This is a genomic window from Pseudoalteromonas sp. SG43-8, assembly GCF_014164245.1.
GTDB classification, from domain to species: Bacteria; Pseudomonadota; Gammaproteobacteria; order Enterobacterales; family Alteromonadaceae; genus Pseudoalteromonas; species Pseudoalteromonas distincta.
The window spans coordinates 56,160-81,107 of sequence record NZ_JACJEX010000005.1 but is presented as its reverse complement, the minus strand read 5'-3'; the positions used below and the strand labels follow the sequence as shown (position 1 = coordinate 81,107).

The window sequence follows — 24,948 nt, the reverse complement described above, 5'->3', positions numbered from 1 at the left end:
TTAGCCTACGCTAATTACTATTTACTGGGTGTAAGCAATTGTAAGATTATGTTTTAGGAAGGGGCTGTTGACCTTTAAGGATTGAAACTTGTTCAATCTAAGGACGATTTAATCGCGGCGCGAGGTTTGTAACCTAGTAACAAAGAGTCAATCACCTGCAAAGATAAGCAAGCCCTAATAAAAAAGGTAGCGCAAAACTAGTATGGTAGCTAAGCGCTTTTAGAAGGAGGGGGTTAACTACACAGCTTATTTTGCCCGTGCAGATAAGCGTCTACAGAATCTACTTCCATCGGTTTTGAAAAGTAATAACCTTGTAGGTGAGATACACCAATTTTAGTGAGTGTGTTTGCTTGCTCAATAGTTTCAACGCCTTCTGCAACAACAGTAAAATCTAAAGTAGAGGCCATTTGTACAATTGCATGAATAATACTTAACCCTCTTTTATCCATATTTTGAATAAAGCTTCTGTCTATTTTTACTATATCTACACCAATATCAAGCATGCTTGATAGTGATGAGTAGCCTGTACCAAAATCATCAATTGAAATACAAAAGCCTTGTTTTTGTAGTGCTTTAACGGCTGTCAAAAATGTGAGTTTATCCTCGGCAAATACTGACTCAGTAATTTCTATGTGTAGGTTTTTAGGTTCTACCTGGTGGCGATTTACTATTTTTAATACCTTAGATACAAAATCAGGATCTTGTAGCTGAATAACGGATACGTTTACGCTTATAGCAATTTGTGGTTGTAAGTGACTTAATTTTGTTGCTTGTATACATGCCTGTTCTATTACCCAAATACCTAACTCGGTTATTAAACCGTATTGCTCGGCAATAGCTATAAATTCATCAGGGAAAATATTTTCACCATCTAGTTGCCAGCGTAATAATGATTCAAAAGAGGTTACTTTTGAGGTTTTGCTATCAACAATTGGTTGAAATACTAGCCTTAAACTATTTTCTTCTATGGCACTGGCTAAGCGTTGACTCAAAAGATACTCTCTTTCTTGTATTAATTTGAGTGAATCGTTATAAATATTGATATTACCTTTCGCGATGCGTTTTTGGTGATACATTGCAGTATCAGCAGAGCGAATTAAAGTATTAAAATCACTCCCGTGCTCAGGATACATGGCAATACCAATAGTTGCAGATACCCATTTTTGATATTTATATGTTTCATGCTCGGCACCAATGCTTTGAAGTACTTTATCTGCAAACTCGATAAGCTCAGCTTGTTTTTGATACGTTGCTAAAATTAAAAACTCATCCCCGCCCCATCGGCATTTAAATAGCTGTTGATTGCATACATTACTAATTCTTCGTGCTATTTCTTTTAATACTTTATCGCCTACTTTATGACCCAACGAATCATTTATTTGTTTAAACCCATCTAAATCTACGAATAATAAAGCAAAGGGTTCTTGAGGGTTGTCTGCTAGTTGTCTGTTTGCATTTTTTAAAAATGCGGTTCGGTTTAATAGATTTGTAAGTGGATCGGTATTCGATAAACGGTAAATTTCTTCTGTGCGTTGCTCAACCTTGTTTTCCATTTCATTAAGCAGCTCTCTGTTTTGGTTTTTGAGCTTGATTGCGCTGTGTGTAAATGTGGCTGATTTGTACGATGAAGCCACCATAATAGCAGTAAATGCTAGGCCTAAAATACCGAGGACAGAGTTGTAGTTTTCGTTAGAAAAGGTTAATAAAAAAGAGTAGGGCGCCAGTAAAATAATGCTATAGAGTACAGCGGTTACTCGACTTCCTGAAAGCAGATTTGCAGAGCCTCCTGCAAAGGCAGATAAAATAGCAATCGTGGTTGTCGTCTCTATTGCTGATGAGGTGCTATGAAACCAAAGTGCATACCCACACCACGATAGCGCAGTTAAAATACACCCCGTTGAAAATCTTTTTGAGTATGTGTCAGCATTAAATAGCGGGCTATCCTTTTTGGTTTTATAAAACCATATTACATCAATAGCGCGAGCTGCTAATAAGACAACCATAATGCTTAGCCAAATACTTTTTTCGTAGGATATTTTCTGGTTATTTAAATCAAAAGCAAACACTAATATAAAACTGACTACAGTCGAAATGGCAATGCCAGAGATGGCATTAGAGTATAAAATTTTAATGGATTCTCTGCGTTCTTCACTATTTAGATTTTTATATGGCACTAAGTAAAACCTTATACAAAAGTCACTCCAACTAGCGATGGAGAAACGTTCAAGAAATACTGCAAATATTCCAGATGAACAAAAGCGTATTAAACATCGATTAGTTAGGCTCTAATCCTGAGTATAAGAATAAATATAGTTTATGAAAGCAAAAAAAAAAGTTAGCACAGTAAAAAGGCTCATAATAAATAATTATTATGAGCCTTAAAATTATTAAGCAGGTTAAAGTGTTAACGACTTTACTTGCTGTTTAGTAGATTTAACCTTCGAAATCACTATCGTTATGGCGCTCTGCCATTTGATCTTCTTCAGGGCCCCATGTGCGATTTACGCGGCGGCCGCGCTTTACAGCAGGGCGATCAGCAACTTGTTTTGCCCAACGAACAACATGAGTGTATGAGGCAACATCTAAAAATTCAGCTGCGTCATATAAGTCGCCTAAAACAAGCGAGCCATACCAAGGCCAAATTGCAATATCGGCAATTGAGTATTCATCACCCGCCATGTATTCATTTTCGCTTAAATGACGATTTAACACGTCAAGTTGGCGTTTAGTTTCCATGGTAAAACGATCAATAGGGTATTGCATTTTACTTGGTGCGTAACTATAAAAGTGACCAAACCCACCACCTAAGTATGGCGCTGATCCCATTTGCCAAAATAGCCAGTTACGACACTCTGTTTTAGCTTTTAAATCCTTAGGGATGAGTACATCAAATTTTTCAGCCAAATATTGTAAAATAGAACCCGATTCAAAAACGCGAGTAGGTGGGGTGGTTGAATGATCCATTAGCGCTGGGATTTTTGAGTTTGGATTAATATCAACAAAGTCAGATCCAAACTGATCGCCATCACCTATGTTTATTAAATATGCGTCATAGTCTGCATCGGTGCAACCAAGCTGTAAAAGCTCTTCAAACATGATTGTAGCTTTTTGGCCATTTGGTGTAGCAAGAGAATAAAGCTGAAATGCGTGCTCACCAATAGGTAGGGTTTTGTCATGAGTCGCGCCTGCAATTGGGCGGTTAATGCTGGCAAATTTACCGCCACTTTCACTTTCCCACGTCCATACTTTTGGTGGCGTGTATTCGTTTTGATCACTCATAAATAACCTCAATGTTAAATGGAAATGTTTAATACTTACTCATAAATGTGGCCATAAAAAATTAATTAAAGGCCCTAAATATTTAATTTACCGACCTTTTAATTTATCGGCTTTTGCTAATCTATAACCTAAAAACAATCCGCTTAGCGCTCCAAATAAATGGCTTTCAAACGATACATGATAGCGCTGAGGTAAAACACCCCATATAAAACCGCTATAAAGTATAGCCACTACAACTGCAATTATAATTGATTTTAATGAGCGTCTTACTAAGCCGTAGCATAGAATAAAGCCCCATAAACCATATATAACACCGCTTAAACCAACATGTATGTTACTGCGCCCAAATGCCCAAACTAAAAGTCCACCGATTAGAGCGGTAAAAATAAATACGTTATAAAAACGTTTTACGCTGTACTGGCAAATTAGCCAACTTAATACTACAAATGGGATCATATTACTGGCAAAGTGCCACCAGCTACCATGTAAAAAAGGTGCGCATAGTATGCCAATTAATCCTTGGATACTGCGTGGATATATGCCTAAACCATTAAGATTTATGCCAGGTAGACTATTGATCACCTGTAGTACGAAGCAAATAACAACAATACTAAATATTGCGAAACGGGTACTAGTTAGTAATGACAGTGTGGTTGGCTTGGTTGCCATATAATCGCCCTAATTGACTTTAAGAGTTGCCAGTATAGGAATTGTATTTGCTAATGAAAAGCAATTAAAAAAGCACAGCATAAAATGCTGTGCTTAATTTTAATTATTACTCACTATTAACCTAATTTAGTTAATAGTTTTTTTGCAGCTAGTTCAGAGCTTGCTGGGTTTTGCCCGGTAATTACTAAACCGTCTTCTAGTGCTAATACACCCCAGTCGTCAGTTTTTTGATAATCGCCACCTTTTTTAATTAGCTCGTCTTCAACTAAAAATGGCACGATATCGGTAAGTTGGACTGCAGCTTCTTCAGAGTTAGTAAAACCAGTTACTTTTTTACCCGCTACTAGTGCATTGCCATCGGCATCTTTAACATTTAAAAATGCAGCACTTGCATGGCATACCGCAGCAACAGGTTTTTGCTCTTTTACAAAGCTTTCGATAAGAGAGATTGAATCTGTGTTATCAACTAAGTCCCATAATGGACCGTGACCGCCTGGGTAAAATACAGCGTCAAAATCGCTAGATTTTACTTCACTCAACACTTTAGTGTTTGCCATTAATGTTTGTGCTGCGCTATCGGCGTCGTAACGTTTAGTTGCATCTGTTTGAAAATCAGAAAGTGTACTTGTCGGATCAATGGGTGGTTGGCCGCCAGCTGGAGACGCTAATGTTACTTCAACGCCTGCATCAACGAAGGCGTAATAAGGGGCTGCAAATTCTTCTACCCAAAAACCTGTTTTTTCGCCAGTGTTACCAAGTTCTGCGTGAGATGTAAGAACCATAAGTATTTTTTTAGACATTGAATATATTCCTTCTGATGATTTGAATTAGTTTATCTTGCTTACCAATTACTATATGCACTAACACTGCTTTAAACAACGATGATAAATTTAACTTTATTGGTTTAATTATTGATACAATAAAACGGTTGAATTTAAAACACACTACGGAGCATTTATGAAAGTGTCGTTTGAGCAGTTAAAGAGCATGGTTGTATTTGCACAAATTGTAGAGCAGGGCAGCTTAACCGCTGCTGCTAAACAGCTAGGGCTTACGCGAGCAGTTGCAAGTTATCATTTAAAAAAATTAGAAACGCAGCTTGAAGTTACTTTACTAAATCGCTCAACCCGTACCATGGCGCTCACTGAAGCGGGCATTGCTTATTATGAGCGTTGTAGAATAATTACCGAACAAGCTAATGCGGCTAATCAGCAAATAGAAAATATAAAGAGCGAGCCACAAGGTTTACTTAAAATTAGTTGCCCAGTAAATGTGGGAATGCAGTTAATTGTGCCTGCTATAAATACGTTTAAGCGCCAATATCCTAAAATTCAAATAGACATACAGCTTACTGACGATGTGGTTGATATTATTAAAAATGGGTTTGATTTTGCAATTAGGGGCGTGGCACTGAGTGACTCCAACTTGCAGGCAACCAAGCTGACTACAATGAGCACTTGTATTTGTGGCGCGCCTGAATACTTTGCACATTTTGGTAAACCTAAAACGCCTTTAGAGTTAGCAGAGCACCAATGGGTCGTTTATCAATTGGGCAGTAAAACATTAACACTTCAAAAAGATGGCAAAAAACACGATATTACAATGCAAGGCGCCTTAAGCACCAATAATGCCGCTGCTCGTACTGCTTTTGTTGAAGCAGGGCATGGCATTGGGCGTATTCCGCTTTACGATGCGTGGCCAAAAGTGCAAGCTGGACTGCTTGAAATAATATTAGATGATTATAAAAGCAAAGATATTGAGCTTTACGGGGTATTTCCGCCAGGGGCTGCAAGCTCTAAAAAGCTACGATTGTTTATTGATTACTTAAAAGCATACTTTGTAAAACAGCATACCGCTTTAGGTATGCTGAAAAGTGCTTAATGAGTAGTTTTTACAGCATTTATAAAGTTCGGCTAAATAATGCCACCGCTTGTTGATACATATTTATCGCAAGGGCTGCATCGTATCGCTCACCTTCATCACGCATAAAGGCATGCTGTGCGTTAACTTCCTGCCACTGGTAATTTATGCCCGTGCTTACACATTGTTGGTATATTTTAGCGCGGCCTTCCTGTGGCACATGCGGGTCTTGTTTACCCCATATAAAGTGAATTTCGCCTTGTATATCAGCCATACGCTCGAATGAGTTATTTCCAGGTTGCGCAGGTAATGTATTGCTGTGAATATCAGTTGCGTATAAACAAAAAGCCGCATTAATTTCAGGATTTAGTGCCGCTCTGTAAGCTAAGTGACCGCCAATACATACGCCCATTGCGCCGACGGTGCCTGTGCAATAGCTTTGTAATCTAATGAAGTCGATCATAGTTTGTGTGTCACTGTCGTGGTGCTCAAGTGGCTTTGCCCATTTGTCGGCATTGCCTTTGTCTTTACCTGTATCATCATAAGCAAGCACAGTGCCTATAGGGTTTAACTCATGAAACACTTCAGGCACTAACACTGCAAAGCCATGGCTTGCTAAAATAGCTGCGCTGCGTGCGATGGGGGCAGTTTGCTGAAATATTTCAGAATAAAAAATGATAGCAGGAAACTGTCCTTGCGCTTGAGGGCGATATACAGTTGTTCGCATTAAACCTGTCGGTGTTGGCAAGTCAGCATTATGTTGTTGGATTATCATAAAAAGCGCTCAGTAAAATAAAATTATATATGCTGATATGGTAACTGAGCGCGATAAAATAAACGACTTTTGTAGTCTGTTTTTAAATACTTGCAGGCATTTTATTACAACTGGCGTAGTAACTTACCGTAGCCGGCCAATCTGAAAAAATACCCATTACCCCCACGTCCTTTGCGAGTACGTCGACTACTGTCATCATGTCGCCATCGTTATCTATAACATCAGCAATTGATTGATAGTAATAACCTCCACCTTCATTAAGCGGGCCCGAGCGCTCAAGGCTCCATGCAATAAGCTTTAAACCTGCTGCTTTTGCGTCAATAGCGTATTGCGATGGCACAATATTGCTTTCGTTATCTATTGTTAGCATCATCCAAATTGGAGGAGCTAAAATTTTCACCCCGTCAGCCACTAACTCATCCATACCCGGTTGCCATGTTAGTGGGTTACTTGGATCGAATCCGGCTTCACTGTCGCGACCATCTAGGTAAACGCTTTTATCTGCAAAGTCAGGGTTATTGTTAATCCAGTATTTTACGTCTTCAAGGTTAAATGATTGCGGATAAACTTTTGAGGCTGGCACACCCATTTGCGTGTACTCGTCTAGCATTTTTTGCGCATATTGTTCTTGTGTCATTCCATCAAATGGCATACTTACTTGTGGCGATTTTAGCTCTGGTGTCATTTTTACACCTAGCTCATTAAACAGTGCAATGCTTTGTTTATGGGTCATCAATGTGCCGTTGGTGGCATATAAATCAGTGCGCCAACTTGGTGTGCCATCCATGTAATCGGCAACGGTCGTTGCATTAGTGTTTGCACCATCCATTTTACCTTCAAGGGTTAAAAACTCCGCTAAGCTTATATCGCTGGTACAACATTTTGCAGAAGCGGCAATGCCATTAGCAGGGTCGGCTGGTGTAAATGGCACACTGCATTTAGCTGCAAGTTCAGGAATGGCTAAAATATTAGTTGTGGTATGTAAATCGCATTGAGAGTGGCGACAAACAAGCTCTTTGTCGTTTGTAAATGTAACATCGCATTCAACAATGCCAGCGCCCATTCTCGCTGCCGCAATGTAGGCTTCTTTAGTGTGTTCTGGGTATTGCATTGATGCACCGCGATGACCAATAGAAAAATCGGTGCGGTAAAAAGGACCTTCGCTGCATGACTCTAATTTTGTTTTTAGTGTGCTTTGCGCCATATCGTTAATTAAATAGTCAGGGCGAGTCCCTAGCTGAATATTTACTCCTTCAGCAACCTCTACAACAATGGGCGTAGGTACTTCAACAATTTCCACTTCGGTGTTGGTAACAACCACTTCTTTTTCTACTATTTCTACATCGTCATCGCAGCCAGCAAGTGTGGCTAACAATATACAGCTTGTCAGTAGGGTAATACGTTTCATTGTTTATCCTTAAAAGTAAAATTTGTACTACCTTAATGATTATTAGTGACAATTTTGCTACAAGCTTATTAATTTACTTTTTTATTAAGCATTTGATTGACCAATAATGCACCTAACATTATAGCAGCCCCAATACTTAACCGAACTATATCGGCATCTCGGTTCCAGATCAGCACGTTAATTATAATCCCAGCTGGGATAAGCAAGTTATTCATAACTGCCAAAGCACCTACGTTGACAAGGGTTGCGCCTTTATTCCACATAAAGTAACCAAGTCCTGATGCAACCAACCCTAAATAAATTAGTATGCCCCACTGTGTGATAGTGGTTGGTAATTTGTTTGAGTTACCAAATAATGCATAGCAAATTGTGGCAATAATAAGTGCGCCTATAAAAAACCATCCAAATACGGCTTTGTCATCAAGCTGATTGTTATTCATTAAGCGTTTGTAGGTAACTTGGCCTACAGCAAAACTTATATTCGCCCCTTGAACGATTAATAAGCCGATTATGAAGTCGCTATTTAGGTTTTCGTAACGAATAGTAATTGCACCGATTACAGCAATAAGTGCGACTAAAAAAAAGCGTGGGTTAAAGCATCTGTTCAATCCATCATTTAGCAGGGTAATGTACAAAGGAGTCATTACAGTAAATAGCAGAACTTCGGGAACGGTTAAAAATAAAAATGAGTGGTAGTAAAAGCTATACATAACACCAAGTTGTATAGCGCCAATCAGCATAAGCTTTAAGGCTAAAGGTTTAGGCGTTTGTTTGAGCTTTAAAAAAGGTAAAAAAATCAGTGTTGCCAGTGCTATGCGTATTAATACGCTAAACCAAGCGTCAACTTGGCCTGCTAAATACACACCAATTAAACTAAACGAAAACGCCCAAAGCAAAGTGACTGCAAATAAGTACTGCATAACCATCATCTTTTAATAAATATTGAGCTAAGTTTATCTGTTATATGTGAGGGTATAAACAATAAAAGCCCGCAAGCGGGCTTTTATAAAAGTGAGCTCAATAAATTAAGTTATTTACTCAACTAAACCACGGCGCTTAAGTAATGCGTCGGTAGTTGGTTTTTGACCCCTAAACTCAATGTAACTTTGCATTAAGTCGCGGCTGTTACCTCTAGATAGGATTTCTTTACGGAACTTATCACCATTTTTACGTGTTAAGCCGCCGTTGTTTTCCATGTGTGCAAAGGCATCGGCTGCAAATACTTCAGTCCAAAGGTATGCGTAGTAACCCGCAGAGTAACCACCGGCAAATGTATGGCTAAAGTAGTTTGATTTATAACGCGGTGGTACAGGGTAGTAATCAATACCGTGTGCTTTTAGTGCATCGCTTTCAAACTTTTGAACATCAGTAATTTTTTTATCTGAGCCAAACGAGTGCCATTCCATATCAAGTAAAGCAGCTGCTAAATATTCAGTGGTACCAAAACCTTGGTTGAATTTTTGCGATGCAAGTACTTTATCAAGTAAAGCTTGTGGAATTGGCTCACCTGTTTTGTAGTGTTTGGCGTAGTTAGCAAGTACCGTAGGTTCAATCATCCAATCTTCATTCGCTTGCGACGGAAACTCAACAAAGTCACGCGCTGTAGCAGTACCTGCTAAGCTTGGGTATTTAACGTCAGAGAATAAACCGTGCGCCGCATGACCAAACTCATGGAACATAGTTGACACTTCGTCAAACGTCATTAACGTTGGCTCGCCTGCAGCAGGTTTTGGAATGTTTTGGGCATTGTAAATTACAGGTTTAGTGCCTTTTAAGCCGCTTTGACTTACGTAAGCGCTCATCCATGCACCGCCACGCTTACCTTCACGTGCGTATGGGTCTAGGTAAAATAAACCGATGGCGCTGCCGTCAGCGTTGAATACTTCGTAGGCTGTAACATCTTCATGATAAACCGGTAAATCTTTACGCTCTTTAAATGTAATACCGTATAGCTTGTTCATTGCAAAGAATAAACCATCGTGAATTACAGAATCCATTTCAAAGTAAGGCTTAACAAGGGCAGGATCTAAGTCGTACTTTTCAGCACGCACTTTTTCTGCGTAAAAAGCCCAATCCCATGGTTTAAGCTCAAAGCTTTCACCTGAATCGTTAATTACTTTTTGAATAGCAGCTGCTTCAATTTTAGCTTTTTCAACTGCTTTTGGTGCTAAGTCATCTAAAATGCCATACACGTTGTCAGTTGTTTGTGCCATACGCGAAGTCATTACATACGATGCCCAATCTTTAAACCCTAGTAGCTCTGCTTTTTGAGCGCGTAGGTTTGTTTCTTCAATAATAATTGGGCCGTTAGTTTTTGCTGCACGGTTAGCAGAGGCTTTAAATATTTGCTCACGAAGGTCGCGGTTTTCAAGGCTTGATAAAATTGGCTGTTGAGTCGTATTTACTAGCGTGATCATGTAGCCGTCTTTACCTGCTTTTTTAGCAGCGGCCGCAAGGCCTGCAATTTCACCTTCAGAAAGGCCAGCAAGTTTAGATTTATCGGTAACTACAATGACATCTTCTTTAAACGATTTTAAAATGTTTTGAGAAAACGCAGTAGAAAGCTCTGCAAGTTGTGAGTTGATTTCACGCATTTTTGCTTTTTCAGCGTCATTTAATTTAGCGCCTGCTTTTACAAATTGCTTATAGTAAAAATCCACAAGGCGTTGATCTTCAGCATTAAGCGAGTCTTTGTTGTCGTAAATAGTTTGTACGCGCTTGAATAATGCACCATTTAAGTAAATGTCGTCAGAGTGAGCAGATAATACCGGCGCCATTTTTTTACTTATACGTTGGTATTCGTCATCAGAAATCAAACCTGAAAGGTTATAAAAAGCAGCTGATACACGGTTTAGTAGCTCGCCAGACATTTCCATTTCAACTAATGTATTTTTAAAAGTTGCAGGAGCTGGGTTGTTAGCAATAGCTTGTATTTGCGCAGTATGCTGAGCAATACCAGCATCAAAGCCGGCTTCGTAGTCTTTTGTACCAAACTTATCAAACTCAGGTGCCATGTATTGTAATGGGCTTGGTTTGAATAAAACATTGTTTGCGTTCATGTCTTGCACTTGTGCTGCGCTCTCTTTTGCCATGTCTTGAGGTTCGTTAGAAGAACAAGCCGATAGGATTAGGGCACTAGCAATAGTAGTGGCGATCAGGGTTTTACGCATAATAACTCCATAAAAAGATTAGCCGAAATAGGCTTTGCGAGTCGAAAAACCTAGTTAACTTATCAAATTTGTGGGTTTATACAATAAAGTTTATCGGTATTAAGGGGGATTTGAACGCAAATTAGCTAATAATTAGTTTTAAGGTGGGTAAAAGTAGCTCTAAAATTAAACGTTAAAGCTACTTAATTATACGATTGTGTGCTTGAGAGGGGGTTAGTTATAACCTAAAACAAATTTTTTCTCTGAGCCAAAGCTATTAGATTGCTGCCCAAACTCTTTATTAATAGTTGCTAGAGTTTGCTCTTGTTCGGCCAGCAAGCACAAAACTTTATTTCGGTAATCTAGGCTGCTTTCAAACAATTTTAAATCTACCTGCGGCTGCAAAGTAGCGAGTCTTTGATTTAGAGTAAGTTGTGTCATATGTGATCTCCAGTGCTTGTACACTATTTATATAGCACTCGGTGCAATAAAGAGTTAATAAATTGTTTATAAAATTCATATTGAACTTATTAACTTGGCGTTTTAGTTATATTATGACGTGCTAAGCTTAGCGAAAACTGAACCACACTTATTTTTAGTGAACAAATAATAATCAAAAAAAGATATTGGGAACACTTATGACCCTCGAACAAATAAATCAATACTTAGCCTTTGTAATATTCACTTATAACGATGTGAATATTACGGTAGCAAAAGTAATTCAAGTGCCACTTATATTGTTTGCTATGTGGTTTGTAGTCACACGTATTGGCAAGCTTATTAAAAAAACATTACTCGCTAAAAAAATAAGCCAAGATGCAGTGCATTTGTTTACTCGAATTTACTTTATTTTAAGTATCGCAATTTTAATTTTTACATCGCTTGAAGTGCTCAGCATCCCGCTTACGGCATTTGCTTTCGTATCCGGTGCAATAGCCATTGGTGTAGGTTTTGGTGCGCAAAATATTATTAATAACTTTATCAGCGGTTGGATATTGATGTGGGAGCGCCCAATTCGCATTGGTGACTTTTTAGAGGTAGGTAACGCAAAGGGCGTAGTTGAAACTATTAATACGCGTTCTACACGTATTCGCCGAAATGACGGCGTACATATGCTTATACCTAATTCTCAATTGCTCGAAAATACAGTAACAAACTGGACGCTGATAGATGGTAATGCACGCTCATCGGTCAGTGTCGGCGTTGCGTATGGTTCAGACGTTATACTGGTTAAAAAGCTTATCCAGCAAGTGCTTGATGATCATGATGCAATATTGGTTAATCCAAAGTCATCAGTGTTATTTGATGACTTTGCAGATAGCTCGCTTGTATTTAATGCTATTTTTTGGGTATGCGCCGAGTCTGAAACCATGCTTAGAAAAGTGCGCAGTGATATTCGTTTTAGTATTTATGCTGTATTTGAAGAGCATGATGTAGTGATTGCGTTTCCACAGCGCGATATTCATATAGATGGTGAAATTGCTTTTAAAAGGTCGTAGTTTTAATAAAAAAGTCGCTTGCGGGTGACTTTTTTTATGAGTAATCACAACGTTTCTATTTTGGGTTAATATGGAAGGTAATCCATTTTTCTTACTTTACTTCGCGATCTTCAATAAAGGACATATGTCCTCATTATTAGGTTTTTGCATCTAAATATTGATAAAAACACGTAATCTTGTAGTTAAATGTTGCAAAAAAGTTTCCATTTATGTTCATATTTATGCAGTAAAATTATTACACAATGGTATAATCTTAATCGTTCGTTCAGCCTTGTTACTCCGTTTTGTACTCTCGGTGATGAGGTCCGCGCGCCATATAGCAAGTCGCGAAAAATTGTACGAGCCCGCAATGAATACATTGCGCAACACAAAAAACCGTTGAACAAGAGTGCATACTAAAGGTTAATACCCGACATGAAATCATTAAAGAAATCTGCAATAGCGACAATTATTAACGCTGCACTACTATCTGCTGCTGGCACATCTATTTCAGCATTCGCCGCTGAAGAAGAAACGGCTAAAAAAAGCAATCAACTAGAAGTTATTCAAGTTACCGCCCGTAAACGCGTAGAAAATGCACAAGAAGTACCTGTAGCTGTATCTGCATTACAAGGTGATAACCTTGATGCATATAGCTCTGCAGGTATGGATATTCGCTTTTTAAATGCGAAAATTCCAAGTTTATCTATTGAGTCTTCATTTGGTCGTTCATTCCCACGCTTTTACGTTCGTGGTTTAGGTAATACCGATTTCGATTTGAATGCATCACAGCCAGTATCACTTGTTGTTGATGAAGTAGTTCAAGAAAATGCAATTTTAAAAGGTTTCCCAGTATTTGATGTTGAACGCGTAGAAGTATTACGTGGTCCTCAAGGAACGCTATTTGGACGTAACACGCCAGCTGGCCTTGTTAAGTTTGATACTGTTAAACCAAGCCAAGAATTTGATGGTTATGGCTCTGTTTCATACGGTAGCCGTGGCGCTGTAGACACAAGTGGTGCTGTAGGTGGTGCTTTAACTGACCGTTTATCTGCTCGTGTTTCATTATTATGGCAAGATAAAGACGATTACATTGATAACCAAGCGCCAGGCTTTGAAGCTAAAGACGAGCAAGGTGGTTACACTGAAAAAGCGGCACGTGTTCAGTTTTTATATGAAGGCGATGATTTTACTGCTTTATTAAACTATCACACACGTGACTTAGATGGCTCACCAATTGCATTTCGTGCAAATGTAATTAAAGCGGGTACTAATGAGCTAGTAGATAACTACGAAAATGATGTTGTTTATCAAGATGCGGCATCTCGCTCTACTCAACAAGTAGAATCGGAAGGTGCAAGCTTAAAGCTTGAGTGGGAACTTGAAAACCACACAATCACTTCTATTTCTGCATGGGAAAGTGCTGAAATATACTCGCGTGCTGATATTGACGGCGGTTACGGCGCAGCATTTATTGATGACGGTAACTTTCAAGGTCCTGGTATAATCCCATTTGCTTCAGAAAGTGCTGATGGTATTCCAGATCACGACCAGTTAACGCAAGAGCTACGTTTATCTAGTAACTTTGATGGTGATTTAAATTATCAAGTGGGTGTTTTTTACTTTGATGAAGAGCTTACAATTGAAAACTACAGCTACAATACATTTTCGTCACCTGCTGGTGAGTTAGATGGTTTTGTGCGTCAACAACAAGACACAACTGCTTGGGCTGTATTTGGCTCAGTAGATTATACTTTTTCAGATGATTTAAAAGTAACAGCGGGACTTCGTTACTCTGATGATGATAAAGATTTTGTAGCAAACCGTACTCTTAGCCCAATTGGTGGTGGCGCATTACTTGTAGAGCGTGATGTTAGTGACGACCATGTTAGCTGGGATTTATCTGCAAATTATAAAGTAAACGATGATGTTAACTGGTACGGCCGTGTAGCAAACAGTTTCCGCGCACCTAGTTTACAAGGTCGTATTTTGTTTGGTGATGATGTAACAACAGCTGAATCAGAAACGGTAACATCGTACGAAACGGGTATTAAATCAGACGTGTTAGATGGCCAAGGTCGTGTTAACGCGACTGTGTTTTATTACACAATGGACGACCAGCAACTTACCGCTGTAGGCGGTGGTGCTAACTTTAACCGTTTAGTTAATGCTGATAAAACGACTGGCTATGGTTTTGAGTTAGATACGCAGTGGGTATTAAGCGATGAATTTAATGCGACGTTTAACTTAAGCTACAATAAAACTGAAATCAAAGATAGTAATCTAAGTATTGCAGCTCCTGACCGTTCAACGTTAAATATTACAGACCCAGTAGTAGACGGTAAAGTATTCCTTGATGGTAATAGCTTACCGCATGCTCCTGAGTGGATCTCTAACTTTACGCTTCGCTACACTAAAGAACTTGCCGATGGTAACTTCTTCGCAAGCGGTGATATTTCTTATCGTAGTAAAATCAATATGTTCCTTTACGAATCAGTAGAGTTTGAAGGTAAAGAGCTTATTGAAACAGGTCTTCGTACAGGTTACACATGGTCTGAAGGCGATTACGAATACGAAGTTGCTGCTTTTGTCCGTAACTTATTTGACGAGCAACAAGTTATTGGCGCTGTAGACTTTAATAACAACACAGGTATTGTTAACGAAGAGCGTTATGTTGGTGCTGAATTTAAAGTTAACTTTTTCTAAAGATAACCTTAAATTATATTAATTTTTAAAAGCCTGCCTTGTGCAGGCTTTTATGTTTTTATAAAGCTGGTAAAGTAGCGTTAATTAATTTAAAGAGATAAAAAAATGGCTGGATTTTGGAATTACCGTGTAATTTTTTGTGAAGCAACGAAAGACGAAGCAGCGCAATATCAAATACACGAAGTAGAATATAACCTAAATGGTAAAGTAACTAACTGGTCAGAAACTGGCGCAGCCCCTTTTGGAACAACCTTAGATGAGTTAAAAGATGACTCGGAGCGCTTAAAAACAGCATTTGATAAGCCAGTACTTAAAGTTGTACGTAAAACGCGTGGCTACGCGCTTGTTGATGTTGAAACGGGTGAGGAAGCAACGGGTGAGCCGCCAGCAGGCTTAACGCAATAACTGTATTTATATAAAAGGTGCTTAAGGCGCCTTTTTTATTGTATAAATTTAGCACAAGTTAAATAAGGAATGAGGATGACTTTAAAAGCAATATTATTTGATATGGATGGCACATTAGTTGATTCAGAAAGCATGCACTTTGTATGCTGGAGTAAATTACTTAAACCCTACGGTGTTAGTTATTTAGAAAATGATTTTTGTCAGCGTTTTTCGGGACGACCCACTTTAGAAGCTGCAATCGAAATTAAGCAAGAGCATAACTTATCAGTAAGCGCACAGTTTTTAGCGGATGAAAAATACCGTTTATTTGGCGAATATGTAATAACACATTTACCACCACTAATGCCATTTACAGAGCAAACGTTGAAAGCTGTAAAAGCGAGTGGCTTAAAAATGGCGCTAGTAACGGGCAGTGCTAAAAGTGAAGCCATGCCAATACTTAAAGGTTTAGGATTTTATGAGTTGTTTGACACAGTTGTTACAAAAGACGACGTAACTAATCCTAAACCTGCAGGAGATCCATATTTACTGGCACTTGAGCAGATAAATATACAGGCAGGCAATGCAATTGCTGTTGAGGATACATTTACCGGCGTTACTGCGGCCAACAATGCTTTGTTACGTGTTGTAGCCATTGCCAATAGCCATACTAAAGATCACGACTTTAGCCAAGCTACCTATCAAATGAGCAACTTAGATGAGTTTTGGCAATGGGCGCAATCTCAACTATAGTTTAAGCCAACTTTTACGTGCTTGGATGCGCCAATGTTTACTATTAAACACCTGCTTTTAATTGTTATTGTACTTTTTACGCAATGCATAAGTGCAGCACAACCGTCTGTTTTACTGGCTAAAGTATATGATGAAACGAAGCATTATGATGTAAGTAAATATTTAGTCAGTGAAAAATATGATGGCGTAAGAGCTATCTGGACCGGCACGCAGTTTGTCACTCGTAAGGGTAATATTATCAATGCGCCAAGTTGGTTTACAGTGCCATTGCCAAATGTTTGGCTTGATGGTGAGCTGTGGACTAAACGTGAGCACTTTTCTGCGCTTAGTGGCATAGTCAGAACTAAAAAACCTAATAATCATGATTGGCAAACTATTACTTATAAAGTATTTGATATGCCAGATAAAAATCTGCCTTTTAGCACTCGCTATAAAAACTATAATGAGCTTATTACTAGCCTAAACTCGCCGCACATTAGTGCTGTAGTTCAATATAGCTTTACAAATAATGAGCAGCTTACAGAGTATTTTGAGAACATAACTAAGCAGGGCGGCGAGGGCGTAATGCTTCATTTGGCCAGCGCTAAGCACAGCAATGGAAGGAGTAATGCATTACTAAAATTAAAACCTTATTTAGATGCAGAAGCGGTTGTAATTGCACACTTACCAGGCAAAGGTAAATATCAAGGTATGTTAGGGGCATTAAGGGTAAAAACAGCGCAGGGGCAGGTATTTTCTATTGGTACTGGGTTTAATGATGCACAGCGCTCCATCCCACCGGAGATTGGTAGTACTGTAACGTACCGATTTCATGGCTTAACAAAAAATGGGTTACCGCGTTTTGCCAGTTTTTTACGGGTCAGAGATAGTTTATAACATTTATAAATTTTACAAAGTGTGCTAAATTGCGCGGCCTTTTTGGTAATGTGTGGTGAAGTATGTTTGTAGGTTTTGATTACGGTAGTTCTAATTGTGCTATGGGTGTAATGAGCGAGGGTAATGTTCAATTAGTACCGCTAGAGCAAGGAAAACATTACTTACCATCTACACTTTACACTCATCACAGCGCGTTGGTTGTTGATTTTGTTGCTAAGCATTTACATGGCACAGCCCATGAGCATGACTTTTTAACGCAGCGCCAAGCATTATTAAATACCTTACCTCGTATTAAGTCAGACCTTGATTTACAACCTTCAGATGAAACCCTATTTATTGGTCGTGAAGCGATTCGCGAGTACGTGCAGTTTCCTGAAGAAGGCTATTTTGTTAAGTCTCCTAAATCATTTTTTGGTGCAACAGGTTTAAAGCAAGGTCAAATTAACTTTTTTGAAGATATCGCAACCGCGATGATCTTAAAAATTAAGCAACGCGCTGAGCTCTCTTTAGGTAAAACACTTACACAAACAGTAATTGGTCGCCCAGTAAACTTTCAAGCTGTGGGTGGTGAGCAATCAAATCAACAAGCGGTCGGTATTTTAGAGCGTGCTGCTAAACGTGCTGGTTTTAAAGACGTAGAGTTTTTATATGAGCCACTTGCTGCGGGTATCGACTACGAGAGTGATTTAACTCAGGATCAAAAAGTACTCGTTATTGATATTGGTGGTGGTACAAGTGACTGCTCATTTGTACAAATGGGCCCAAGCTTTAGAGGAAATAGTCAGCGCGATAGCGATTTTTTATCTCACAGTGGTAAACGTGTTGGCGGAAACGATTTAGATATTGCTTTGAGCTTTCATGGTTTAATGCCGTTATTGGGTTTAGGTAGTACGTTTAAATCGGGTTTGCCTTTGCCTAATCAAGCGTTTTGGCAAGCGTGTAAAATTAACGATGTAAACTTACAAAGCCAATTTTATAGTGAAAGCCATACCCGAGAGCTAAATGCACAATTACGTGATGTAAGTGCACCTGAGCTTTATAAGCGTTTAATACATTTACAGCAAAACAAGCAAGGCCATCAATTAGTGCAACAAGGTGAAGCGGCTAAAATAGCACTTTCGTCAGCTAGTGCGTTTGATTGTGATTTAAGCTTTTTAGATAGTGGGCTGTATAAAAATGTATCGGTAAGCGATTTAGCTGTTGCCGTTGAGAGTAGTATTAGCCAAATAGTTACTTTAGCAAAACAAGCAATCAGTGACGCTGCGACCACGCCAGACATTATCTATTTAACAGGCGGAAGTGCACAATCACCATTGATTAAAGCGGCTTTAAGTGAGCACTTAGGCAATATAAAAATGGTTAACGGGGATCACTTTGGTAGTGTAACCGCTGGCCTGACTAAATGGGCCAGCATGCTTTATAAATAACCTAGATTACAATTGAGGTTTAAAGATCTATTTGTCGGGTTGCGAGGTATTTTTCGTAATCTGGCAATGTACGTTCAAGCTCTACGTCCATAAGCGGTGAGCTTAATAACATATCTGCACTCACTTCATTACACGCCACCGGAATATTCCAAACAGCGGCTAAACGCAGCAGCGCTTTAACATCAGGGTCATGAGGCTGTGATGCCAATGGGTCCCAAAAAAATATTAAAACATGTATCTCATGTTCTGCTATTTTTGCGCCAAGTTGTTGATCGCCGCCCATAGGACCACTTAAAAGCTGAACTACATCAAGCCCCGTGGTTTTTTGAATTAAATGCCCCGTAGTACCTGTGCCATATAAAGTGTGCTTACTTAGTATTTGTTTGTGCTTTTCACACCATAATTTTAGTGCTGCTTTTTTACCATCGTGTGCCACTAAAGCAATATTTTTTTGTGCGGGAAGAGATTGTGTTTTTTGTTCCATGCTAATTCTTTTTATTGGTGAACCTAAACTCGGAAGAATAAATCTCTTAACCAAAGTGCAGGTTAGTTAAAATAATAGATTGATAGCAAGGGCAATAAATACAATGCCAGTGATCCTATCAATCCAAAGTTGGCTATTTGGGTTACGTCTAAAAAACTGTGCAATTTTGTCGCCAAAATAAATATACGTGCAGTCAATCGGAAAAGCAAAAAGAGGGTAAAGTAAGCCAAAAAACGCGAGCTGAAAAGTAGCCGATGAAAGCGTTGGATCTACAAATTGTGGAATAAATGCAATAAAGAATAATGCTACTTTAGGGTTTAATACTTCAGTCATCATGGCCTGAAACATGACATTATTTTTTTTACTGGTACTTATATGCGGTTTATCGGTTTGATTGTCATCAGATGTCGGCTCTGGCTGCTTTAGCGTGCCTTTAATCATCATAAACCCTAAATAGCATAAGTATGCTGCGCCTGTATATTGCACTGCGGCATAGGCACTAGGGGAAGCTTTCAGTACTGCGCTTAGGCCTACAACAGCAAATAGCGTATGAACAACCCCACCTAATGCAAAACCAAAAGCACTTTGCATACCAGCACTTCGACCATTAGCAAATGTTTGCGCCATCAAAAATGCATTTGATGGCCCAGGCGCTACTGCCATTAAAAAGCTGGCTAATAAAAATGAGACTAGAAAGTCAGGATTGATCATTGAGTACTTTTAGCCGGGTGTAAAGTATGTGCTTTTTTGCTCATTAAAATAAGCCAAAGCGGAACTAGCAATAATAAGTGAAAAGCAATCAACCACGGTGTGCTTAGCCCTAAATATTGGGTTAAAACAACAAGTATACTCGCGCCACTCATTTGCATAGCACCGAGTAATGCAGAGGCTGTGCCTGCTTGTTTAGGAAAGCTAGACAGAGACATTCCTGCAGCAGAGCCTAAACTTAAAGCAAACCCTAATGCAGCAATTAAGATAGGTAGCATAAGCGCAAATGCTGTTTCTATATGACTCAAGGCTAGCATTAAAATACCTGAGAAAACCAGTACACTCACACCGACACGCAAAGCACGTTGGCTATTTCGTTTAATGTAGGTTGGTAAAATAAAACTTGCGACAATACTTATTATGGCATTTAACGTAAACCAAAAAGTAAAGTCGGCTACGGTGCCGCCTAAATGTGTAATAAGCCAGCCTGGTGCGAGCGTTACATACACTAATATGGCCGACATTGAGACCATACAAATTAGGCTATTAAACAAAAATACCGGTGTTTTAATAATCGGTGTAAAGCGACGTAAATCTAAAATATGCCCCTGATAATGACTATCAGCAGGACGAGTTTCTCTAAAAAAGAATAGGGTAACAATAAGGCCAAAAATAGCAAACGCGGTTAAAAACATAAAGTTCATACGCCAGCCAAACTGTACGGTAAGCCAAGCCCCTAAAATAGGTGCCATTGCCGGAATAAAGCACACAATCCCGTTAAGGTAGGTAATCATTTGTCCGCTTCGTTCACTACCATATTTATCACGCACTATCGCAAATGCGACAACAAATGTGGCACAGGCTCCAAATCCCTGAAAAGCACGTGCTATTAGTAATATCTCAAAAGAAGGCGAGTAGTATGCGAGTAATGCAGAGCTTGCATACAAACTAATGCCCACTACTGCCACTGGTTTTCGGCCAAATCTATCAGCCAAAGGGCCCGCAATTAATTGGCCTAAACCCACTGTAAGCATAAAAATAGCAACGGTTTGCTGTACTTGTTGTTCAGTAACTGCAAATTGTTCTGCAATAGTAGGGAAAGCAGGTAGGTAAATATCGATTGCCATAGGGCAAAATATAACGAGTAACGCTAAGATAAGTAACAAAGTCATATTAGGTTTAGCGGGCTGTGTTTGCATTGAGTCTCCTTTTGTCGAGTATTTTAGGTGGGCACTCATAAAAAAGAAAGGGCTTATGACCCCTGCATAGGTCGTCATTCTTACTTTTTGATTGGATTAAGCGAAAAAGCCAGCATAAATGCACTTTTTAAAACTGGTCTGATGTGTTAATTTTAAAAAAGTAACTGTTGATGGAAAATAATAATGAGTAATAAATCTGCACTTGTACAAACATGGCATAAATTTAAGCGCCTACCTTTTGGGAATTGGCTTTTTACTAAAGCTGTTTGCTTTAAAGCGCCATATTTTGGTTCGATGAAACCTTACGTACTCGATTTGAGAGAGGGCCATTGTAGTGCGGTGGTTAAAAACCGCCGAAGCGTTCATAATCATATTGGAACTATTCATGCTATTGCGCAGTGTAACTTAGCTGAATTGTGTGCAGGTGTAATGGTTGATGCAACAGTGCCAGTTAAAACGCATCGTTGGATCCCAAAAGGGATGACAGTTAGGTATTTGGCTAAAGTAGATACAGATGTACGAGCAGTCGCTGAAATTGATTTACCACATAAGTGGATTGATAAAGAAGACTTAGTAGTACCGGTTAAACTGTATAATACCCGCAATGAGCTTGTTTTCACTGCAGATATTACTATGTACATTACTGAGAAAAATTAATTTACGTAAAGCTAATTTGACTTAGCTTTTATCAGCGGCTTGTTTATTTACAAATGATAAGTCGCTGCCATCTTCTTTCAATAATGCTTTAACTTCTTTTGCGGGTTTTAGTTCTTTCGAAATTAGTTCCGGCTCTTCTTTTTCAAAGCGTTGCTTTAAACTGCCTTCAATTACTGCGCCTGCATCAATACTCAATGTATCGTGAAATACATCGCCATGAACATGAGCGCCACTTTGTACTTTTACTTCACTGGCATTAATTGACCCAATAACTTTACCTTTAACAATAACGCTTTTAGCTTCAACAATACCTTCAACAACTCCCGCTGAGCCAATAACTAAATGCTCCACTTTTATGTCACCATCAATACGGCCATCAAGCTGTACTTCACCTTGGCTAACTAAAGTGCCTGTAAGGCGTACGTCTTGTGAAATAATAGACGGTGTGTGATTCACTCTTTTTAAATTAGAGCTAACTGTTTTTTGTTTTTTTCTACCAAACACGAGAAAGCGCCTTTGTTATTTTTAGAGGATTGACTTGTTTACCATTAAGTAATACTTCGTAGTGTAAATGCGTGCCTGTGCTTCGGCCGGTGCTGCCCATTAGGCCGATTACATCATGTTTAGTGATTGATTGACCTTTCTTTACTTTAATTTTATTTAAGTGTCCAAATCGAGTCACTAAGCCATTTTTATGTTCAAGCTCAATAAAGTTACCATAACCACCATTACGACCGGCACGAAGCACTACAGCGTCTGCTGGAGCGAATATTTCGGTTTTATGCCAACCGGCTAAATCAATTCCTTTATGAAAGGCATGATTACTATTCATGGGATCTTTTCTAAGGCCAAAATTACTCGAAATATAGTATTTAGCTTTAGCTAAAGGCAGGGTATTTGGTAGCTCAGTTAAAAAGTTTTCTAAATTATTTAATATTAATAACTTATCAACGATGGCTAAAAAGTGGCTCGGAATTTTTGTTTCGTTAAATATATCAAGTGGCCCACCTTGCGCAGTTGTCTGGGCGCTTAATATTAGGTGTTGCTCAAGCGCAGACTCAATTCCTGCGCCTTTGACCATAGCTAAAATGGCTTGGTGACGTTCACTAATTTGGTTATCTAAATAGGTAAAGCTTTGCTCATACTGATTATTTAAGTTGGCCACTCTTGTTGCGAATGTGATTGGAGCGATTAACTGTGCTTGTTTACCTTTTTGATTTTCATCGACTAATGGCTCATGAAATTCATTGCCATTTTCATTAATTGGTACATCAAGTTCTGTATCAAGCTTAATAACATCTTTGCTAATTGAAGCAGGAAGGGATTCTATCATGCTTTGCAGTAGCGCCTGCTTTTGTTCAAGTATTGCAAGTTGCTCTAGCTGCGTTGCTTGAAGGGCTTGTTGCTCACTGACTTTTTGTTGCCACAGCGTTTGCTCGGTTATTTGATTTTGTTTTATGTCAGAGATTTTATTTGTTTGTGTATAAACACGAAAGCTTGAAATACTCAGCCAAGTAAAAGTGACTAAAATAAGCAACGCTACAAGAAGTTGAAACCAAGAGGCTAAAACAACATGCTTAACTTCGCCATTTTGACGAATAAGTAGCTGACGAGCAGGGAAAAATTTATGATAAAAAGACTTTATAAATACTGACATGGCATATAAACACTGGCTATTAACCGAATTAAGATAGCAATTTGAGTTAAAAAAGCTAGAAAAAAATTGTAACTGTTCAAAAATTAATAAAAAAGGGCTGCTTTTAGTAAGCAGCCCTTTTAATAAATTTTTTAATATGCGTATTATTTTGCCGGCAGTACAGTACTCTCTACAGAGCCAAAACCTATACGTGCATAGCCTTCTTTTTCACACCAGCCACGCATAATAACGTTATCGCCATCTTCTAAAAAGCTACGTTGTTCGCCATTACTTAGCGTGATTTTTTCTTTACCGCCACGAGAAAGCTCAAGTAATGAACCTGCTTCTTCATGCGTTGGACCCGACTGAGTGCCCGAACCTAGCATGTCACCTGGCATAAAGTTACAGCCATTTACTGTGTGATGAGTAACCATTTGTGCCACAGTCCAGTAAGAGTGCTTAAAGCTAGATGTTGATACGCGCGTTGGGTTATGGCCTTCGCTACGCATTTTTTGCGTTTGAATTTTAACATCCATTTGAATATCAAAAGCACCTTGGTCGCGATTTGCTTTTGATTCTAAATAGTCCATAGGCTGTGGATCGTTTTCATCACGTGTCCAGCTTGTTCTATAAGGCGCTAATGCTTCGGTTGTTACAATCCAAGGCGATACCGTTGAGGCAAAGTTTTTAGCTAAAAATGGACCAAGCGGTTGATATTCCCACGCTTGCAAGTCACGTGCTGACCAATCGTTAAATACACAAAAGCCAAATACGTGGTTTTCAGCATTTTCGATAGCGATTGCATCGCCCAGTGCATTGCCTTTACCTAAGTAAATACCGACTTCTAGTTCGTAATCAAGGCGCTTACACGGACCAAATGATGGTACTTCTGCATCTGGCGCTTTAGTTTGACCTTTAGGGCGATGAAATGTTTGACCCGATACGTCAATAGATGAAGATCGACCATGATAACCAATAGGTACCCATTTATAGTTAGGTAGTAATGGGTTATCAGGGCGAAATAAACTGCCCACAGCGGTAGCATGATAAATAGAAGTGTAAAAGTCGGTGTAATCACCGATACGACAAGGTAGTGAAAACTCTATATCAGACTGTGCAATTAATGTATCGCTAAGCGCTTGTTGGTGATCAGAGCCTGCTCGTAGTGCTTTTGAAAGGGCTAAACGAAGGGCTGACCAATACTGCTTCCCTAAACCCATAAATGTATTTAAGGTTGCTTCACTTGCTGCATCTGCGGCTGTTTTAGCGTCACCTGTTAAAACGTTTAATTTACTTAGTTTTGCTAAATCGATTACTTGGTCACCAATTGCAACACCACCACGAAAGGCCTCATCAGATCCTTTACGACGAAATTCTGCAAACGGTAAGTTTTGAATCGGGAAGTCGCAATTATCAACATTAGCTGATTCTACCCAGCTGGTTAAATTAATATCGTGGGTTTCGTTAATTAGGCTCATTACATTTCCTTTGGATTTTACT

At 39.1% G+C, this 24,948-nt stretch carries 23 protein-coding genes; 8 read left to right on the top strand and 15 right to left on the bottom strand.

The features are described from left to right. Positions 1-233 precede the first annotated feature (233 nt). The 4 genes from H5122_RS11410 to H5122_RS11395 all read right to left on the bottom strand — a co-directional run bounded on the left by H5122_RS11410 (position 234) and on the right by H5122_RS11395 (position 4,748). Positions 234-2,174, bottom strand: coding sequence for an EAL domain-containing protein (locus H5122_RS11410; RefSeq protein WP_182682230.1), 1,941 nt, complete (start codon positions 2,172-2,174; stop codon positions 234-236). 259 nt (positions 2,175-2,433) lie between these two features. Then, positions 2,434-3,279, bottom strand: a complete 846-nt coding sequence (gene yghU / locus H5122_RS11405) for a glutathione-dependent disulfide-bond oxidoreductase (protein ID WP_182682231.1) — start codon at positions 3,277-3,279, stop codon at positions 2,434-2,436. Between the two features lie 87 nt (positions 3,280-3,366). After that, positions 3,367-3,948 (bottom strand): rhomboid family intramembrane serine protease, encoded by a 582-nt coding sequence (locus tag H5122_RS11400; RefSeq protein ID WP_002958175.1) that lies wholly within the window; start codon positions 3,946-3,948, stop codon positions 3,367-3,369. A 116-nt stretch (positions 3,949-4,064) separates the two neighbouring features. After that, entirely contained in the window at positions 4,065-4,748 is a 684-nt protein-coding gene (locus H5122_RS11395; protein ID WP_007581292.1) for a type 1 glutamine amidotransferase domain-containing protein, read from the bottom strand. Positions 4,749-4,905: 157 nt separating this feature from the next. Between H5122_RS11395 and H5122_RS11390 the strand changes: the two genes are divergently transcribed. Then, entirely contained in the window at positions 4,906-5,829 is a 924-nt protein-coding gene (locus H5122_RS11390; protein ID WP_182682232.1) for a LysR family transcriptional regulator, read from the top strand. A 19-nt stretch (positions 5,830-5,848) separates the two neighbouring features. On the opposite strand, the gene H5122_RS11385 is transcribed toward H5122_RS11390, so the two are convergent. The 5 genes from H5122_RS11385 to H5122_RS11365 form a co-directional block, all read right to left on the bottom strand. Continuing rightward, entirely contained in the window at positions 5,849-6,583 is a 735-nt protein-coding gene (locus H5122_RS11385; protein ID WP_182682233.1) for a dienelactone hydrolase family protein, read from the bottom strand. Positions 6,584-6,665: 82 nt separating this feature from the next. Then, positions 6,666-7,991, bottom strand: coding sequence for a glycerophosphodiester phosphodiesterase family protein (locus H5122_RS11380; protein ID WP_182682234.1), 1,326 nt, complete (start codon positions 7,989-7,991; stop codon positions 6,666-6,668). 68 nt (positions 7,992-8,059) lie between these two features. After that, on the bottom strand, positions 8,060-8,911 hold the full coding sequence (locus tag H5122_RS11375) for a carboxylate/amino acid/amine transporter (protein WP_182673732.1): 852 nt from the start codon (positions 8,909-8,911) through the stop codon (positions 8,060-8,062). Between the two features lie 114 nt (positions 8,912-9,025). Then, the gene (locus H5122_RS11370; protein WP_182682235.1) at positions 9,026-11,161 is read right to left on the bottom strand and encodes a M3 family metallopeptidase; all 2,136 of its coding nucleotides are present in this window, start codon (positions 11,159-11,161) and stop codon (positions 9,026-9,028) included. Positions 11,162-11,374: 213 nt separating this feature from the next. After that, positions 11,375-11,581, bottom strand: a complete 207-nt coding sequence (locus H5122_RS11365; protein ID WP_002958182.1) for a hypothetical protein — start codon at positions 11,579-11,581, stop codon at positions 11,375-11,377. Between the two features lie 197 nt (positions 11,582-11,778). Between H5122_RS11365 and H5122_RS11360 the strand changes: the two genes are divergently transcribed. The 6 genes from H5122_RS11360 to yegD all read left to right on the top strand — a co-directional run bounded on the left by H5122_RS11360 (position 11,779) and on the right by yegD (position 18,764). After that, complete coding sequence (locus tag H5122_RS11360; protein WP_002958183.1) at positions 11,779-12,639, top strand: mechanosensitive ion channel family protein; 861 nt, start codon at positions 11,779-11,781, stop codon at positions 12,637-12,639. A gap of 414 nt (positions 12,640-13,053) precedes the next feature. Beyond that, positions 13,054-15,324 carry a TonB-dependent receptor gene (locus H5122_RS11355; protein WP_182682236.1) on the top strand — a complete coding sequence of 757 codons (2,271 nt, stop codon included), beginning with the start codon at positions 13,054-13,056 and terminating at the stop codon, positions 15,322-15,324. 105 nt (positions 15,325-15,429) lie between these two features. Next, a complete protein-coding gene (locus tag H5122_RS11350) occupies positions 15,430-15,729 on the top strand; it encodes a hypothetical protein (protein ID WP_182682237.1) in 300 nt (99 codons plus the stop codon). 75 nt (positions 15,730-15,804) lie between these two features. Beyond that, positions 15,805-16,461 (top strand): HAD family phosphatase, encoded by a 657-nt coding sequence (locus tag H5122_RS11345; RefSeq protein WP_182670868.1) that lies wholly within the window; start codon positions 15,805-15,807, stop codon positions 16,459-16,461. Between the two features lie 33 nt (positions 16,462-16,494). After that, complete coding sequence (locus H5122_RS11340) at positions 16,495-17,337, top strand: DNA ligase (protein ID WP_024595668.1); 843 nt, start codon at positions 16,495-16,497, stop codon at positions 17,335-17,337. Between the two features lie 62 nt (positions 17,338-17,399). Further along, a complete protein-coding gene (gene yegD, locus H5122_RS11335) occupies positions 17,400-18,764 on the top strand; it encodes a molecular chaperone (protein ID WP_182682238.1) in 1,365 nt (454 codons plus the stop codon). 19 nt (positions 18,765-18,783) lie between these two features. Here yegD and H5122_RS11330 read toward each other — a convergent pair whose 3' ends face one another. The 3 genes from H5122_RS11330 to H5122_RS11320 form a co-directional block, all read right to left on the bottom strand. Next, positions 18,784-19,248, bottom strand: coding sequence for a methylglyoxal synthase (locus H5122_RS11330; RefSeq protein ID WP_182682239.1), 465 nt, complete (start codon positions 19,246-19,248; stop codon positions 18,784-18,786). 66 nt (positions 19,249-19,314) lie between these two features. Then, positions 19,315-19,959 carry a LysE family translocator gene (locus H5122_RS11325; RefSeq protein WP_182682240.1) on the bottom strand — a complete coding sequence of 215 codons (645 nt, stop codon included), beginning with the start codon at positions 19,957-19,959 and terminating at the stop codon, positions 19,315-19,317. Further along, on the bottom strand, positions 19,956-21,155 hold the full coding sequence (locus H5122_RS11320) for a multidrug effflux MFS transporter (RefSeq protein ID WP_182682241.1): 1,200 nt from the start codon (positions 21,153-21,155) through the stop codon (positions 19,956-19,958). The genes H5122_RS11325 and H5122_RS11320 overlap by 4 nt, the downstream gene beginning before the upstream one ends. 183 nt (positions 21,156-21,338) lie before the next feature. Here H5122_RS11320 and H5122_RS11315 point away from each other — a divergent pair, with 183 nt between their 5' ends. Continuing rightward, on the top strand, positions 21,339-21,812 hold the full coding sequence (locus H5122_RS11315) for a hotdog fold domain-containing protein (RefSeq protein ID WP_024595671.1): 474 nt from the start codon (positions 21,339-21,341) through the stop codon (positions 21,810-21,812). A gap of 21 nt (positions 21,813-21,833) precedes the next feature. On the opposite strand, the gene H5122_RS11310 is transcribed toward H5122_RS11315, so the two are convergent. From H5122_RS11310 to fahA, 3 genes are all read right to left on the bottom strand, one after another. Further along, positions 21,834-22,316, bottom strand: a complete 483-nt coding sequence (locus H5122_RS11310) for a polymer-forming cytoskeletal protein (RefSeq protein WP_182682242.1) — start codon at positions 22,314-22,316, stop codon at positions 21,834-21,836. After that, positions 22,306-23,469, bottom strand: coding sequence for a M23 family metallopeptidase (locus H5122_RS11305; RefSeq protein WP_024605844.1), 1,164 nt, complete (start codon positions 23,467-23,469; stop codon positions 22,306-22,308). The genes H5122_RS11310 and H5122_RS11305 overlap by 11 nt, the downstream gene beginning before the upstream one ends. Before the next feature lie 143 nt (positions 23,470-23,612). Next, positions 23,613-24,926 carry a fumarylacetoacetase gene (gene fahA / locus H5122_RS11300; RefSeq protein ID WP_182682243.1) on the bottom strand — a complete coding sequence of 438 codons (1,314 nt, stop codon included), beginning with the start codon at positions 24,924-24,926 and terminating at the stop codon, positions 23,613-23,615. Between the last annotated feature and the right edge of the window lie 22 nt (positions 24,927-24,948).